Genomic DNA, 15611 nt, shown 5'->3' with positions numbered 1-15611 from the left:
CGACGAGCTATCCCCGCGTACGCGGGGCGGGTGGATACGCCTTTCCCTGCAGTGCCGACTACTGGGAGCTATCCCCGCGTGCGCGGGGCGGACGTCGACTCCATCCTCGCCGAGACGCTGACGGCTGAGCTATCCCCGCCTGCGCGGGGCAGACCTGGCAAACATGAGCCAGTCAACCCTCTACCACGAGCTATCCCCGCCTGCGCGGGGCAGACCCTTCGTGAGCTGTGACGTTACCACGGTCGTTGGGCGAATTGGCCCGGGCGGCGGTGTCGGTCGCTCATCCCCCACCCCTCTCCGGAAGCGTATGTGCCACGAACGTCGGCGGCCCGTCATTGAGGGACCAGCCGAGGGCGATGGCAAGGGTCAGCGGGCCGTTGAAGAAGAGGAGGCCCTCCGCCGGGATACCGGTTTCGGCGGACCAGGTATTGCGGGCGGTATGCCATTGGGCGCGAATGTGGGTGGTGATCGCCGCGAAGTGGTTGAGGTCCTCGGGGATGTTGCCGTCCGCCTCGATGATGACGACCGCGCCGCACGGGGTGGTGTGGGCCGTGCGGTCGTCGGGGTCGAAGAAGTAGCCGGTGGGGCGGCCGTCGGGGAGGAGAGGGTTGCCGGTTTCGGCGACGTGGCGGGCTTGGCCGATCATCTGGTCGCGTCCGGCGAGGCGGACGATGAGGGCGAGGCGTTGGTGGCCGGGATGGCCCGGCCCTATCGCTGGGTTGTGGATGATCAGCGGGTCGGTTGGGGGCCTGAGGGCAGCGGCGGCGAGGGCTTGTGACACGGGTGTGGGTGCGTGACGGAGGGTGCCGTGCAGACGGATGCCCGGGACGACCTGCTCGGCGGTCGGAGAGTAGTGGGCGATGGTGGGGCCACCGCCCAGGGATTGGAGGGCCTGGCCAAGACGGTAGCCGTCCTGGAGGGACATCAGCGGGTAGAGGCCGACGTCGGCGAGGTCTGCTCCGGCGCTGAGGACTTCGGCGCAGCGGGCGTCGATGAGGCGGCCGAGCAGCGTGATCTGCTCCGGCGACATGACGGGGGTGTGGTCGCTGGGCCACAGTTGGCCGCGGTCGAGGACGAGCAGGGCCGCGTGTTGGTCGCGCGCCGCGTTGCGCATTGCCATGGCCCGGGTGTCCGAGGGGGACGTGGGGTAGAGGGCGAGCAGGATGCCGAGACCGCGGTCGCGAGTCATGGACCAGCCGGTCAGGACTCCGGTCACGCCGATGACGAAGGCCGTGTAGAGGAGCCAGACGTTCGGGGTCCAGCTCTCCAGGATGTTGGGCACGACACCGAGGGCGACCGAGGCCGCCACGGTCATCAGCAGCGTGCCCGCCCCCTTGCGCGTGCTGAGCAGGTCCGCCAGTCGGCGCCAGGTCTCACGCACGTATCAGAGCCTCCTGCCGTACGAAGACGGCGGGCGACGGGCCGGCGATTTCCAGGAGCGTGAACTCCTGGTCGGGCAGCGGGCTGCCGGGGCAGCCCATGGGGGGATCGTCCACGCCCCACAGGCGGCCGGTGCGTACCTGGACCTCGACCGAGGCCAAGGGGCCTGCCACCGGTTCGAGGGGCGGCGTGGTGTGGAGTACCGCCGCCAGGACCCGTTCGACATCGATGCGGGCACGTATGGCTCGGGCGGCGTCCCAGGCCCAGAGGTGTGTGGCGGCGGGGATGGATTCGGGCAGGAGGGCTGCGGCGGCGAGATGGAAGCCGCCGAAGTCCGACCACGCGCAGTGGGCTTCCGCCTCGCGTAGTTGCTTCCGCAGAGTGTCCCATTCAACGGGGCCGACGCGCTCGAGGGTCATCCTCATCCGCCGGTCACCTCCTCGGAGAGGGCGGAGAGCGCCTGGCCGAGGCGTTCCCGTGCCGTGGGGACTTCTTGTTCCAGGAATGCCGCGGTGTCGGCGGTGCCGTTGAGGGTGCCGTACCCGCGTGTGGTGCGTCCGCCGATGCCGAGCGCGCCGGTGTGCAGGTCGTACAGCGCGAGCAGCAGGACGTCGCGCAGAAGCGGGTCGAGCGGGTCGGCGTGCGGGTCGCTGGGCTCGTCGAAGATGGTCAGGGCGACCTGGCCCCGCTCGACGACCTCGTCGGTGAACAGCAGCCCTGCCGCCGCGCCGCCGGTGAAGCGGTCCAGCGCGACGTGGTCGCGGCTGACGGTCTCGGCCGGGGTGCCGTCGGGCTGTAGGACGGGGGAGTCGAGGAAGACCAGCCTCCCGCGCAGCCCGCCCTCGGACACCCCGGGCACGGCACTGTGGCCGAAGGCCGCGCAGACCGGGCAGGCGCCACAGCCGGTGAGGGTGGCGCATGCTGCGTGTTCCGCGAGGCTGCGCAGGATGAATGCGCACCGACTGCGGAGCAGGCCCTTCCACGTCGTGCCGGGGACGAGCGGGCGACCGAGGTGGTCGCGCAGGTGCTCATTGCGGTCCGTGGCGTGGTGGCCGCCCTCGATGCGGCAACCGCTGCCGATGTGGAGGGCGTCGTTGATCGCGAAGCTGAACGGGGCGCCGAAGACCAGGGGTGCGTCATGCTGCGGCGCGGGGTGGACAGGGCCGGGGAAGACGACCTGGCCGCCCTCGAAGAGGGCGGGGCCGCCACGGGTGAGCCAGGCGCGTCGGCCCTGCGGCGTCGCGAGGTCCAGGACGCGCCGCGTCACGCGGGTCAGCCGGGCCCGTCCGTGGCCGGTGCTCTGGGCTCCGCCGATGCGCACCGGCCAGGACGGCAACAGCGCTTCCAGTTCGGCGGCGAGCAGGCCGGAGCCAGGAGCGTCGTCGAGCCGCAGCCAGGCGGTGACGGTGGTGCCTGGCGGCAGGCATTCCCGTTCCCGCAGCGTGGCGGGGGCGGCGGCTCCTCGGTCCCGGTCGATCGCGGTACTCGTCCGCCGCAGCGTGTCGGTGTCCTCGGGAAGGTGTGTTCTCGTGCCGAGGATACGGACCGGGGAGGCCGTGGCGACGGTGTGGTCCGGCTCGCGGCGTAGTTCTCCGAAGAGCCGGGCCGCTTCGCCGCCGGTGGTCTTCTCGGCGTGGGCGCGCAGCGAACCGGCAAGGGATGTCGCCGGTACGTGGGGTCGGCCGGCGGCGTCACGGGCGAGGGGGAGGGCGGGGGCGTGGGCGGAGTCGGTCCGTCGGCTTTCGGGGGCGGACACGCCGCCGGGGGTGTCGAGGACCAAGGTCAGTTGGTAGAGGTGGATTTTCATGCTTCTGGCTCCGCCCTTCTGACCAGGGGGTTGAGGTGGCGCAGCACCTCGCCCAGAAGGTCTGGGTCCGGATCCAGCAGGAGCCGCTCCAGTGCGGTCCGGTCGCTGGGGCGCAGACCGCGCAGCGTGGTCGCGGCGAGCAGGTCGGTGTGAGCGGGGCGCCGGCCTGCGGCCCGTTGCTGTGCGTACGTACGGAGGTTGGTCAGCAGCCACGGCCCGTGTCCGGTGGCGTGGAGCAGTGCCGCTGTCCTCGCGGCGGCGCTGCCGCCGGGCGCGGTGGCGACGCTGCTGGGTGGGCTCGGGGTGTGCGTGGGGGCGGACCACGGCTCGGTGTCGACACGCAGCGAGCCGAAGCCCTCGTTACGGCGCAGGCCCAGGCCACGGTCGCACAGCGCCCGTATCCGCTTCGGGGCCGGAGGCCGGGCGCAGTCCAGGAGAAAGGTGCTCCCCGCGCTGACGGCCAATTCCTCCGGCTTCGGCAGGTTGGCCGCCGTGTTCCACCCGCCGACGCGTTCGTGGCGCAGCCAGGATCTTTCGATCGTCACGTCGGTGCCGAGCAGCGCCGCGAGTTCGGACTTCTGAGGGCGCAGCGCAGGCAGGCCGCAGTCGTCCGTGAGTAAGGCGGGGGCCGTGAAGCGCAGCGCCAGCCGCTGTCCGGTGGCGACGGGGGCCGGGGTGGCGGGGCTGCTGGTGACGATGGCCAGACCGCTGGTGCTGCGTCGCCCGCCGACGCGCACCTGGTGCTCGGCGCTCAGCCATTCATCTGCCCGCGCCGACAGGTCATCCGGCAGGATGAGGTGACCTAGGAAGCGCCTCGGCTGATGGTGGTCGTCTTGGGGGCGGATGGCCTCCCGGGTGAACAGCTGTCCCTCGGCGGCGACGCCGTCCTCGGTGAGCTCCACATGGGTGGACTGCCGCACCAGCCGTCCCGCCGACGGGTCAAAGGGCTCCACTTGGCCCTTGGACAGTTCGGCCGGGCCCTCGCATACCGCGCATTCCTCGGCGGCGGCGCCCAGCGCCTCGTCCACGCTCCACTGTGAACAGGCCGTAGTGCGCCGGTACTTGCAGCGCCGAACCGAGAGAGGCACCAGCGACCAGCCGTACGGAAGCAGAGCGCCGTATCGTACGTGCCGCTCGAACAGCTCCACGAAGCGTGCAAGCAGCAGCGGGTCGGAATGGGCCAGCGCATCGGGCTTGCCGTGGGCGGTGATCCAGACTTGGGCGAGCGCTCCTCGCAGGACCGTCCCGGGGATGTGCCGGTGGGTGCGCAGCAGGGCGGTGCCCGGATTGGGGCGGGTGCCCAGGGAGAGGGGCTGGCGGGCAGTAAGCGTCACGGTGCGCAGTTGCGGCATCAGCCCGTCCCGCCTTCGGGTGTTGGTTGAGCGAGCAGGCCTTCCAGCACGTCCAGGGTCTCGTCGTCCACGGTCGGGTCGGCGGTGGTGCAGCTGATCCAACCGAGACCGCGACTGCGGCCCGCTCCCAGTTCGTGTACGCCGGCCGCCGCGCACGCGAGCACGGCCAGGTGAGTGCTCTCGTCCAGACCTGCGGGCAGTACGTCGAACCGTTCGACGGCGAAGCGCGCGGTGGCCGACGGGACGGTGACCTCTTCGGCGACGACCAGATGGGACGGGATGGCGGTGCCGGTTTGCGGATCGAGTTCGACCCGCGCCCGGGACGATATGCCAGGCTCCGCGGGGCCGCCCGCGAACTCCACCGGACCCCAGTGCCACGGTGATGGCTGCCGGGGTGCCCCGAAGACCGCCCGTACGACATCCGGGCGCTTCGGAAGCAACAGGCGCTCGGCGCTGGCCCGCATGACGCCCTTGAGCGAGGTCGTGGGGACCAGTTCCGTGCGGTCCACGGTCGCGCCGAGCCCGGGTCGCGAGTCTCCTGTCCCGATACGGAACGGCCCGTGGAAGTGGATTGTGACGATCACCAGCCGCTCCCCGCCAGTACGGTCCCCGTACGCCACCAGCTGGTGATGCGCAGCGCGTGCCGCAGCGTTATGCCACAGCGCGGCGCTCGCCCGTCCGGCCCCGTCAGAAATGGTTCGACCGCCTTGAAGGTGCCGAGCCGCTGAGCCTGCCCCCTGGCCGAGACGTCGTCGGCGTGATCGCGTAGTGCTTCGGCCAGCCGGGCCCGGTGACTCTGCCCGAGCGCGGCGAGCCCGTCCAGGGCGCGCCGCGTCTCCGGAGCGGCGATGACGGACAACGGGAGCGGCGGATCTCCGGCGCCCTGAAGCCCGTCGGCTGTCAGGTCCAGGAAGTCCAGACTGGACGCCCGCCCGCCGGTCCCCTGCTTGGCCGCGCGCAGCCGCTCCTCCGCCAGATCCACGAGCAGATACATCGGCTCGCTGTGCCGGGCGAACACCATTCCCGCCGAGGCGGACGGCACCGGCAGGTCGAGCCGGTGCCGTTCATTGATCGGTGTCACCAGATCGCGCATCTCCTCGTCGAAGACCCGCAGGTACGTCACGGTGAATGCCCAGGCGTACGAGGCCGGCACGCTCACCAGCACGTCGTCTCCGCCAAGCACATGGGGGACGACCGGAAGGCGGCCGGTGTCCTCGGCGCCCATCGACTCGACCACGGCCAGCGTGCCGTACTGCAGTGCGCATTCGGCGAGGTCGGACAGCTTCTTGGACAGGTCCCGCTTCACATCCCTCAGCTCGGCCCGATCAGACGCGGCGGCCACCAGCCGCTTGAAGAACAGCCCCACCGCGTTGCCATCGATGTGGATGGTGGCGAGGTGGTTGCGCTTGGTGTCGCCTGCGCCCAGTGGGGCCAAGTCCTCCAACATGTCCGGGGCGTCGCTCAGTTCGAGGGCCGCTTGCAGCCGCTGCTCCGCCGATATGCCCGCCCGGCCGCCACGGCGGTGCAGCCTGCGTGCGCAGTCAGCGCACACCATCTGTGGCTTGCCGGGCGCCTCCGGCAGCCGGGCCGACTCCGTCGCCGGATCGGTGCGGCACAAGGGACACAGCCGTGTCGCAGGGAACTCCGGCAGCACCGGAAGGTCGTGCCGTACCTCTCCCCGGTGCGTCCGGGGCCCGATCTGCTGGACGTACGCGCTCACGTACGACTCACCGATGCCCCACACGGCCTGTAACTCGGCGGCCGGGAACTCGGTGCGCAACTCGGCGAGCACGGCGGTGATCACCTGCTCCACCCGCTCCTCCTGGCCCTCGGGGCGCGGGTCGCCGAGCCGGAGGTTCACGACCCCGTCCGCGACGCCCGCCTCCTCGTTCGCCAGGGCCAATCCGTCCGGCAGCCGGGCCGCGATCGCCTCGCTCTTGGTCGCCTCGGCCATGCCCGCGCTGGCGGATCGGCGCCCGCGCAGCTTGGTGGTCCGGGCGAGGTAGCGCTGGATACGGAGGAAACCGACGTCGATGTAGACCTGTTCCACCGCGAGGGTGTTGCCGTTCACCGGTCGACCCGCCGTTTCACAGCCTTGAGGTCGGCGACCACAGGAAGCGTCTGGTCGCCGACACCGAGCAGAGGTAGCGGTAGCAGCGCATCGTCGTCCCGGTTCTTGCCCTGATGCCTGAACCCCCGAGTGGACTGCCAGAAAGCCGTGCTCGAGCGCAGGTGCTCAAGGACGAGCCCATCACCGTCCTCGCTCAGTTCCCCAGCGGGCGGATACCACACGTGGTGAGGCGAGACCCGGTCCAGGCAGAACGCGTGACCCAGGGCCCGCCAGATCCGCTTGCGCTGGTCCTGAGGCACCGACCGGCGGAAAGCATCCACCGCCTCGTGTAGCGAGAAATCCTCGGAGTCGCTGCCCGGGGCGGTGGCGTAACGGGAGCGAGTTGTGTACGCCTCCAGCCGCAGGATCTCGGCCGTGCAACTGCCGAAGCCGAGCGGACGCCCACCACCCATGGCGAAGCCGATCGGCCCGCCATGGCCGTCCGGCGTCGGCAGCACACTTTGCGGAGCGAGGGACGCCAAGACGCCTCCGAGTTCGGCCGTGGACAGGTTCTCGAAGCGCACCCTGTAGCGGAAGCTGATTCCGGCCGGAACCGCCTCGGCCTGGGACAGCATGGCGTTCTTCGTGCCGCCTGGCTGCTCGTACAGAGCATGGAAGGCGTCCGCGCGATCCCGGGTCGCACGGAAGAACGGACGCTTCGACGGCTCTGCCGTCAACCAGTAGACCTTCCGTCCGCGCAGCCGACGGGGCTGCGCGTCCAGAGTGGATCCCCACTCACGCTGGGGATTGGCCATCGGCACCGGATCGGGCACCTTCTTCTGCGGCTGCCGCAGATAGAACTGTCCCGCCCCCGGGCGGGGCGCGGACAGCGGCGGCAGCGCATACGTCTCCAGGGCAGGCGGCCCGATGCCAGGCACCAACACGGCGTCCGAGAAGCGCACATGCCCCCGGTACGCCTTCTGCGTCGCGGCACCCGTATCCGTACCCTCTGTCTCCGCGGAGCCGAAGACCCGGCACGTCGGACACAACCCGTTTGCGACGTCCTGACAGGGAAGCAACTCATCCGGCACCCGGTCGCGGGCACGCAGCTCGCCCCCGCTGTGCCGCCAGATCTGCGCCAGCACGATCGCCTCAACACACACCGGAGCCGGCGCCGACGCCTGGCTCTGCTCCTGGTACCGCTCGGCGAGCCGCACCCACACCACCTGCTCGCCGGGGAAGAGCCTGCGGCGCGCGGCGATACGACGGCCCACCAGGACATCCGGCCGCTTCGAGTTGGCGGCAACATCGATCCATGTGGGCTCGGTCTCCTCCTGACCGGACCTGCCCGCCTTGCGTGCGCGCCGCAGGTCGTCGCTGCCCTCGACCGCGTCCAGGAAGTCGTCCCAGACCGTCTTGCGCCCCCAGACCACCGGGCGCGGGCCGGCGCCGAGCTTGCCGACCGCACAGAAGTACGTGGCGTCCGGCCCCGTCTTACGGACACCACTATCCGTCAGCAGCAGGACACTGTCGTCGCCCCGCTCGACATCACGCGGATCCGAGAGCTGCAAGCGGGAAACCGGCTTGCCCAAATACGTACCGAAAGAGACCGAACGGCCCATGCTCCGCAGATGCACCGTGGCCCCCGTACGCACCCCCTCCCAGCCGCCGAGCACCTCGCCGAGCCAACTGGCCGGCACCCACGTGGTCTGCGGACAGACCGTCAGCTCCGTCGGCCGCCCATCGGCGTCCACCCGCTCCACCCGTGCCATGTACCAGTAGCCGGTCCGCGGCTTGGGTACATCCCGGTAACCAGGCCGGAAGTGGCCATGAAACACCCGCAGACAGCCACCCGCGATGCTCTCGTGCAAGGACCGCACCACCCCGGCCACAGCCGACCCCGGTATGAACGGCTGCTCGGCGTCTCCTTCGCCCCCGACCCGGCGCCGAGGGAACCGACCCTGTCCGACAGCCTCGCCCGCGCCGCGTCGCCCGTCCGGCCTGTCCCGGATCAGCAGCGGGCTGCGCAAGGTGATCTCCACGTCGGCCACCCCGCTGAGCCGGCCTGGCCCGACCTGGTCATGCCCTGCAGGCTGCTGCTGCCAGGGATTGTCATCCGACCACTCGCCGGGCTTCGGGAACGGCACGAACGTGTACGGATTGACGAATCGCCCGGTCCCTGATTCGTACTGGTTGGGCCTCACCCTGCTCCCCCCGAGCACAAGCCTCCGCTTCCCGCGCTCGCGTGAGACTACCGGGCCGGGCTGCTTGCCGGTATCAGCCTCGCCGCACTGGGGCCGGGGCGACGGGACCAATAGGGTGGGCCGCGGGACGGCCGACGCCGAGAGAAGGTCCACACTGAGCTATCCCCGCACGTGCGGGGCGGACACTTGCGGGTACTTCTTCACCCGCTAGGTGATGGAGCTATCCCTGCATGTGCGGGGTGGACACTTACTGGCCAGCGAGATTACAGCATGGGCAGGTGCAAATTGGCTTTGCGAGCCATGGCGCATCGATGGCTGAGCCGGTCACTTCTCGATTACCCTCTGCGGCTGTGGTGGTTGGCCGAGTGGAGAGTTTGACGACGCGCTGTTCCTGCTTACTGGACATGGTCGCTGAGCGGGGGTGGCTATGACGTACTTCTCTGCGGTCCGGATCAACCCACTGCGGGCCGCCAGCCGGAAGCTCCTGGCGAACCCACGCGCCATGCACGGTGCCGTCATTGGTGGCCTCGCCGACTATTCTGCCGCCGAACGGACGCTATGGCGGGTGGACACATCGAACCCTCGCCGTCCCACGCTGCTCGTGGTGACCGAGTCCAAGCCGGACTGGACGCATGTCGTCGAGCAGGCTGGCTGGCCTGATGCCGACGGCGCCCACTGCGATGTCTACGACTACGAGCCGGTGCTCAATTCTCTCAAGCCGGGACAGAATTTCGCCTTCCTGGTGACCGCCAACCCCGTACACAGCGTCCTTCGACAACGCGCCAACACAGAACGTCGCACTACCCGTACCGGGCTGCGCACCGCCGACGCGCAGTTGGCCTGGTTCGCACAGCGTGCGGGCGGTTGGGGCTTTGAACTCGCCGCCGACTCGCTACGTGTCAGCGCCAGCGAACGCCTCAGTTTCGCCAAGAACGGTCGTGGCCCCAAAGTCACCCTCACTACGGCGACCTTCGAGGGCTCCCTCCGCGTCACCGACCCGGACGCTCTGGCTCAGGCGCTTCGCTCGGGCCTCGGACCAGCGAAGGCATACGGCTGCGGTCTCCTGACGCTCTCGCCTGCAACTGTCTGAAGAGGCCCATCAGAGATCCCAGCCTGGGACTATCCCCGCGATGTGCGGGGCGGACGACCTGACGGACACGCATATCGCGCACCGGATCGAGCTATCCCCGCGTGCGCGGGGCGGACCAGGTCGCCGGACCGCTCGGCAACGAGGAGGCGGAGCTATCCCCGCGTGCGCGGGGCGGACTCTTTGTGAGCTGCGACGTTGGCAGACAAGGTCGTCATCTTCGCTCACTTCACGTTGTGGGTACGACCTTCAGAGGAGCGCGGGGTGCCCTCAACGGGCATCTGCCTCCGGCTCCGGCGGGGGGAGTTCGTCGAGGTCGAGAGTGAAGGTGCGGCCGTCGGCCAGTGGGATGGGGAGCTTGCCCGTGCCGTATGGGCGCGTGTGGGCCGTGCTGTAGCCGCTCGCGGTGGGCTCGGTGTGCAGGACGACTTCCCGAGCGTAGGGGTCCACGACCAAGTAGATGGGGATGCCGTAGCGGCCGTACTTCGCAGTGCAGTCGTCGTAGTCCTTGCGTGCAGAGGAGGTCGAGACGACCTCCGAAATCAGAAGGACGTCTTCGAAGCTGTGGCGCTTACCCTCTCGGCGTGCGTCCTCGCGCAGGATGGCCAGGTCGGGGGCGGAGTTCTCGTCGGCGGGGAAATCGATGTAGACGTCGGAGGTGACCTTCGCGTGACGGCCGAGAGCGAGGGCCGAGTCGATCTGCATCGACCTGATGGCGCTCGAGTGCTCCTCACTCCGGGGGGTCATGATCACCTTTGCATCGGCCCCGAACAGGACGGTGTAACCCTCAGGGAACTCGGTGTGCACGATCGCGTCGACACTCATGGACGGTGCTCCTTCCCGTGTGCCGTCATGAAATGGCGGTCAGCGCTGTGTAACCGGGCAGAGCAGTACGCAGGCGGAGCCCGCCCAGGCGATCAAGGATGACCCTTCGCAGGTCAGAGCGGGGCGCCCTCAGCACTCGATGACGTTCACCGCGAGCCCGCCCCGCGCCGTCTCCTTGTACTTGACCTTCATATCGGCGCCCGTCTCCTTCATGGTCTTGATGACCTTGTCGAGGGAGACGTGGTGCCGTCCGTCGCCGCGCAGTGCCATACGGGCCGCCGTGACGGCCTTCACCGAGGCCATGCCGTTGCGCTCGATGCAGGGGATCTGGACGAGGCCGCCGACCGGGTCGCAGGTGAGGCCGAGGTTGTGTTCCATGCCGATCTCGGCGGCGTTCTCGACCTGTTCGGGGGAGCCGCCCAGGACCTCGGCGAGGCCGCCGGCGGCCATGGAGCAGGCGGAGCCGACCTCGCCCTGGCAGCCGACCTCGGCGCCGGAGATGGAGGCGTTCTCCTTGAAGAGCATGCCGATGGCGCCCGCGGCGAGGAGGAAGCGGACGATGCCGTCCTCGTCGGAGTCGGGGTCGGAGCCTGGCACGAAGTGCGTGTAGTAGTGGAGGACGGCGGGGATGATGCCGGCCGCGCCGTTGGTGGGGGCGGTGACCACGCGGCCGCCCGCGGCGTTCTCCTCGTTGACGGCCATGGCGTACAGGGTGACCCACTCCATGGCGCGGGTGGCCGGGTCGCCCTCGGCGCGCAGTGCGCGGGCGGCGGTGGCGGCGCGGCGGCGGACCTTGAGGCCGCCGGGGAGGATGCCCTCGCGGGACATGCCGCGTTCGACGCAGCCGCGCATGACCTGCCAGATCTCCAGCAGACCCGCGCGGATCTCGGCCTCGGTGCGCCAGGCCTTCTCGTTCTCCAGCATCAGGGCCGAGATGGACAGGCCGGTCTCGTGGGACAGCCGCAGCAGCTCGTCGCCGGTGCGGAAGGGGTACTTCAGCACGGTGTCGTCGAGCTTGATGCGGTCCGCGCCGACCGCGTCCTCGTCCACGACGAAGCCGCCGCCGACGGAGTAGTACGTCTTCTCCAGGAGGGGGAGGCCTTCGGCGTCGTACGCGAAGAGGGTCATGCCGTTGGCGTGGTAGGGCAGCGAGCGGCGGCGGTGCAGGACCAGCTCGGCGGACTCGTCGAAGTCGATCTCGTGCTCGGCGCCGATCTCCGCGCCGAGCAGCCGCAGCCGCTTGCTGGTGCGGATGCGTTCCACCTCGTCGTCGGCGGTCTCGACGTTCACGGTGCGCGGGGAGTGGCCTTCGAGGCCGAGGAGTACGGCCTTGGGGGTGCCGTGGCCGTGGCCGGTGGCGCCGAGGGAGCCGAAGAGCTCGGCGCGTACGGCGGTGGTGTGGGCGAGCAGGCCGTCGTTCTTCAGCCGGCGGACGAACATCCTCGCGGCCCGCATCGGGCCGACCGTATGGGAACTGGACGGGCCGATGCCGATCGAGAAGAGATCGAAGACGGAGATGGCCACCGGTGAACTCCTTGCGTCTGCACGGTGGGTGCGTGGTGCGTCCGCACGGTGGTTGCGTGCGGGGTGGGCGGGGGTGCGGGGTGTGCGCCCCCGTCCACCCTTCCGGGCCCGTTACTTCTTCAGGTCCGGGTACAGCGGGTGCTTGTCGGCGAGCGCGGTGACGCGCGCCTTGAGCGCCTCGGCGTCGTAGGACGGCTTGAGCGCCTCGGCGATGACGTCGGCGACCTCGCGGAAGTCGTCGGCGGTGAAGCCGCGGGTGGCCAGCGCCGGGGTGCCGATGCGCAGACCGGAGGTGACCATCGGGGGGCGCGGGTCGTTCGGGATGGCGTTGCGGTTGACCGTGATGCCGATCTCGTGGAGGCGGTCCTCGGCCTGCCGGCCGTCCAGCTCCGAGTCGCGCAGGTCGACCAGGACGAGGTGGACGTCGGTGCCGCCGGACAGTACGGCGACCCCGGCCTTGGCCACATCGGGCTGGGTGAGCCGGTCGGCCAGGAGCCGCGCGCCTTCGAGGGTGCGCTGCTGGCGCTCCTTGAACTCCTCGCCCGCCGCGATCTTGAAGGCCACGGCCTTCGCCGCGACCACATGCTCCAGCGGGCCGCCCTGCTGACCCGGGAAGACCGCGGAGTTGATCTTCTTGGCCAGCTCGGCCGTGGAGAGGATCACCCCGCCGCGCGGGCCGCCGAGGGTCTTGTGGGTGGTGGTGGTCACCACGTGGGCGTGCGGCACCGGGGAGGGGTGCAGCCCGGCCGCGACCAGACCGGCGAAGTGGGCCATGTCCACCATGAGGTACGCGCCGACCTCGTCCGCGATCCGGCGGAACGCCGCGAAGTCCAGCTGGCGCGGGTACGCCGACCAGCCGGCGATCACCAGCTTCGGGCGGTGCTCCTTGGCCAGCCGCTCGACCTCGTCCATGTCGACCAGGCCGGTCTCGGCGTCCACGTGGTAGGGCACCACGTTGTAGAGCTTGCCGGAGAAGTTGATCTTCATCCCGTGGGTGAGATGACCGCCGTGCGCCAGGTTCAGGCCCAGGATGGTGTCACCGGGGGAGAGCAGGGCGAACATCGCGGCCGCGTTCGCCTGGGCGCCGGAGTGCGGCTGGACGTTGGCGGCCTCGGCGCCGAAGAGCGCCTTGACGCGGTCGATGGCGATCTGCTCGACCACGTCGACGTGCTCACAGCCGCCGTAGTAGCGGCGGCCCGGGTAGCCCTCGGCGTACTTGTTGGTCAGGACCGAGCCCTGGGCCTCCATGACCGCGACCGGAGCGAAGTTCTCCGAAGCGATCATCTCCAGGGTGGACTGCTGGCGGTGGAGTTCGGCGTCGACCGCGGCGGCTACGTCCGGGTCGAGCTCGTGCAGGGAGCTGTTGAGAAGCGACATCAGGGTCCCGATCGAAGGAGAGGGTCAGTTTTCGGTGAAGGCGGTGTACTCGTCGGCGGAGAGCAGCTCGTCCGGCTCGTCCGTCACCCTCACCTTGAACAGCCAGCCGCCCTCGAAGGGGGCGGAATTCACCAGCGCCGGGTCGTTCACCACGTCCTCGTTGATCTCCGTGACCTCGCCGGTGACCGGCGCGTAGAGATCGCTGACGGACTTCGTGGACTCCAGCTCACCGCAGGTCTCACCCGCGGTGACCGTCGTGCCGACCTCCGGAAGCTGGACGAAGACGACATCGCCGAGCGAGTTGGCCGCGAACTCGGTGATACCGACCGTCGACACACCGTCCTCGCCGGCGGCCGACAGCCACTCGTGCTCCTTGCTGTAACGCAGCTGCTGGGGGTTGTTCATAGGTCCGATTCTCCTGGATACGGGGGAGTGCTTGGGAAACGCGTCTTGCCTGATGGGACTGGTGGTACGAGCGGGGGCACCGCCCAGCGGCAGCTGGGGGCATGCGCGGGATGGCGCGCCGTCGGCAGGCGACGGGCTCAGCGCCGCCTGTAGAAGGGGAGGGCCACGACCTCGTACGGCTCATGGGTACCGCGGATGTCCACCGATACCCCCGCCGTCCCCGGCGCGGCATGCGCGGCGTCCACATACGCGATCGCGATCGGCTTGCCGAGGGTGGGCGAGGGCGCGCCCGAGGTGACCTCGCCGATCACCGCGCCGTCCGCGCCGACCACCGCGTACCCGGCGCGCGGGACCCGGCGGCCAGCCGCGACCAGGCCGATCAGCACCCGTGGCGGGTCGGTCTCGGCCCGCCGCGCCGCCGCCTCCAGGGCCTGGCGTCCGACGAAGTCACCGGGCTTGTCGAACTTCACCACCCGGCCGAGCCCCGCGTCGAAGGGCGTGGTGGCGCGGGTCAGCTCATGCCCGTACAGCGGCATCCCGGCCTCCAGGCGCAGCGTGTCCCGGCAGGACAGCCCGCACGGGACCAGCCCGGCCGGGGCCCCCGCCTCGGTCAGCGCCTGCCACAGCCGCTCGGCGTCACCCGGCGAGACGAACAGCTCGAAGCCGTCCTCGCCCGTGTAGCCGGTACGGGCGATCAGCGCCGGGACGCCCGCGACCGTGCCGGGCAGGCCCGCGTAGTACTTGAGGCCGTTCAGATCGGCGTCGGTCAGGCCCGCCAGGATCGTCGCGGACGCCGGGCCCTGGACGGCGATCAGTGCGTACGCCTCCCGGTCGTCCCGTACGGCCGCGTCCAGGCCCTCGGCGCGCTCGGTGAGCACGTCAAGCACGACCTGGGCGTTCGAGGCGTTGGCGACCACCAGGAACTCCAGCTCGCCGAGGCGGTAGACGATCAGATCGTCCAGGATGCCGCCGTCGGCGTCGCAGATCATGGTGTAGCGGGCGCGGCCGACGGCGAGCGCCGACAGATGGCCCACCAGCGCCCGGTCCAGGGCGGCGCCGGCCTGCGGGCCGGTCAGTGTGATCTCGCCCATATGGGAGAGGTCGAAGAGGCCGGCGCGGGTGCGCACCGCGGTGTGCTCATCGCGCTCGCTCCCGTAGCGCAGCGGCATGTCCCAGCCGGCGAAGTCGGTCATGGTGGCGCCCAGCGCGCGGTGCACCGCGTCCAGGGCGGTGCGGCGGGGGCTTGAGGCATGGGGCATGAGTGCTGGCTCCAGGGCGGGACGGCTACGAGGACGACGGGGAACGTGTCCTCCCCATCTGTCATCGGAACCTGAGAGGTTCGCCGTGACCCACTCCTTCGAGCGGTCCGGCTTGCACCGTGGGTGGAGCCACGCCAGCGGCTCGCTTTTCAGATCTGCCTCGTCCACGCGGTATCGGGGCCTGAGAGATTCAAGGGAGGACTTGCTCCTTCGGCGCCCCGGACGGCCGGCACTGCTGCCGGTGGCCGAGGACTCTCCCGCGCGGATTCAAGCGGCCGGTATGGAGTTGCGCGCAACATCATCGCACGTACGCCCGAGAAGGGAAGAGCCGAGCGGGCAGA

General features: G+C 70.2%; 13 protein-coding genes and 1 riboswitch. Of the genes, 1 reads left to right on the top strand and 12 read right to left on the bottom strand.

All coding sequences use genetic code 11. From position 1 onward, the window contains the following. Window positions 1-280 precede the first annotated feature (280 nt). The 7 genes from ACH4U7_RS31555 to ACH4U7_RS31525 are packed head-to-tail and all read right to left on the bottom strand — an operon-like array spanning window position 281 to window position 8793. Window positions 281-1381, bottom strand: coding sequence for a hypothetical protein (locus ACH4U7_RS31555; protein ID WP_398531179.1), 1101 nt, complete (start codon window positions 1379-1381; stop codon window positions 281-283). Then, a complete protein-coding gene (locus ACH4U7_RS31550; RefSeq protein ID WP_398531178.1) occupies window positions 1374-1805 on the bottom strand; it encodes a hypothetical protein in 432 nt (143 codons plus the stop codon). Before ACH4U7_RS31550 ends, ACH4U7_RS31555 begins: the two co-directional genes overlap by 8 nt. Then, the gene (locus ACH4U7_RS31545) at window positions 1802-3187 is read right to left on the bottom strand and encodes an RAMP superfamily CRISPR-associated protein (RefSeq protein ID WP_398531177.1); all 1386 of its coding nucleotides are present in this window, start codon (window positions 3185-3187) and stop codon (window positions 1802-1804) included. The genes ACH4U7_RS31550 and ACH4U7_RS31545 overlap by 4 nt, the downstream gene beginning before the upstream one ends. Then, window positions 3184-4539: a type III-B CRISPR module-associated Cmr3 family protein gene (locus ACH4U7_RS31540; protein ID WP_398531176.1), complete on the bottom strand. Its 1356-nt coding sequence runs from the start codon at window positions 4537-4539 to the stop codon at window positions 3184-3186. The genes ACH4U7_RS31545 and ACH4U7_RS31540 overlap by 4 nt, the downstream gene beginning before the upstream one ends. After that, window positions 4539-5123: an RAMP superfamily CRISPR-associated protein gene (locus tag ACH4U7_RS31535; protein WP_398531175.1), complete on the bottom strand. Its 585-nt coding sequence runs from the start codon at window positions 5121-5123 to the stop codon at window positions 4539-4541. The genes ACH4U7_RS31540 and ACH4U7_RS31535 overlap by 1 nt, the downstream gene beginning before the upstream one ends. Continuing rightward, window positions 5120-6610 carry a Cas10/Cmr2 second palm domain-containing protein gene (locus ACH4U7_RS31530; RefSeq protein ID WP_398531174.1) on the bottom strand — a complete coding sequence of 497 codons (1491 nt, stop codon included), beginning with the start codon at window positions 6608-6610 and terminating at the stop codon, window positions 5120-5122. Before ACH4U7_RS31530 ends, ACH4U7_RS31535 begins: the two co-directional genes overlap by 4 nt. Further along, window positions 6607-8793 (bottom strand): hypothetical protein, encoded by a 2187-nt coding sequence (locus ACH4U7_RS31525; protein ID WP_398531173.1) that lies wholly within the window; start codon window positions 8791-8793, stop codon window positions 6607-6609. Before ACH4U7_RS31525 ends, ACH4U7_RS31530 begins: the two co-directional genes overlap by 4 nt. Window positions 8794-9220: 427 nt before the next feature. Between ACH4U7_RS31525 and cas6e the strand changes: the two genes are divergently transcribed. Then, a complete protein-coding gene (cas6e, locus tag ACH4U7_RS31520; protein WP_398531172.1) occupies window positions 9221-9883 on the top strand; it encodes a type I-E CRISPR-associated protein Cas6/Cse3/CasE in 663 nt (220 codons plus the stop codon). A 267-nt stretch (window positions 9884-10150) separates the two neighbouring features. On the opposite strand, the gene ACH4U7_RS31515 is transcribed toward cas6e, so the two are convergent. The 5 genes from ACH4U7_RS31515 to gcvT all read right to left on the bottom strand — a co-directional run bounded on the left by ACH4U7_RS31515 (window position 10151) and on the right by gcvT (window position 15270). After that, window positions 10151-10705, bottom strand: a complete 555-nt coding sequence (locus ACH4U7_RS31515; protein ID WP_398531171.1) for a Uma2 family endonuclease — start codon at window positions 10703-10705, stop codon at window positions 10151-10153. A gap of 129 nt (window positions 10706-10834) precedes the next feature. Then, window positions 10835-12229, bottom strand: a complete 1395-nt coding sequence (locus ACH4U7_RS31510) for an L-serine ammonia-lyase (RefSeq protein ID WP_398531170.1) — start codon at window positions 12227-12229, stop codon at window positions 10835-10837. Between the two features lie 111 nt (window positions 12230-12340). After that, the gene (gene glyA / locus ACH4U7_RS31505) at window positions 12341-13606 is read right to left on the bottom strand and encodes a serine hydroxymethyltransferase (protein WP_398531169.1); all 1266 of its coding nucleotides are present in this window, start codon (window positions 13604-13606) and stop codon (window positions 12341-12343) included. Window positions 13607-13630: 24 nt separating this feature from the next. Next, window positions 13631-14011, bottom strand: a complete 381-nt coding sequence (gene gcvH / locus ACH4U7_RS31500; RefSeq protein WP_398531168.1) for a glycine cleavage system protein GcvH — start codon at window positions 14009-14011, stop codon at window positions 13631-13633. Window positions 14012-14148: 137 nt separating this feature from the next. After that, on the bottom strand, window positions 14149-15270 hold the full coding sequence (gene gcvT, locus ACH4U7_RS31495) for a glycine cleavage system aminomethyltransferase GcvT (protein WP_398531167.1): 1122 nt from the start codon (window positions 15268-15270) through the stop codon (window positions 14149-14151). 159 nt (window positions 15271-15429) lie between these two features. Continuing rightward, a riboswitch (glycine riboswitch) is annotated at window positions 15430-15540 on the bottom strand. Between the last annotated feature and the right edge of the window lie 71 nt (window positions 15541-15611).

The sequence above is a fragment of the Streptomyces sp. NPDC020845 genome (assembly GCF_044334165.1).
GTDB lineage: Bacteria > Actinomycetota > Actinomycetes > Streptomycetales > Streptomycetaceae > Streptomyces.
The sequence above is the reverse complement of the archived record's forward strand: the minus strand, read 5'-3'. Positions and strand labels throughout refer to the sequence as shown.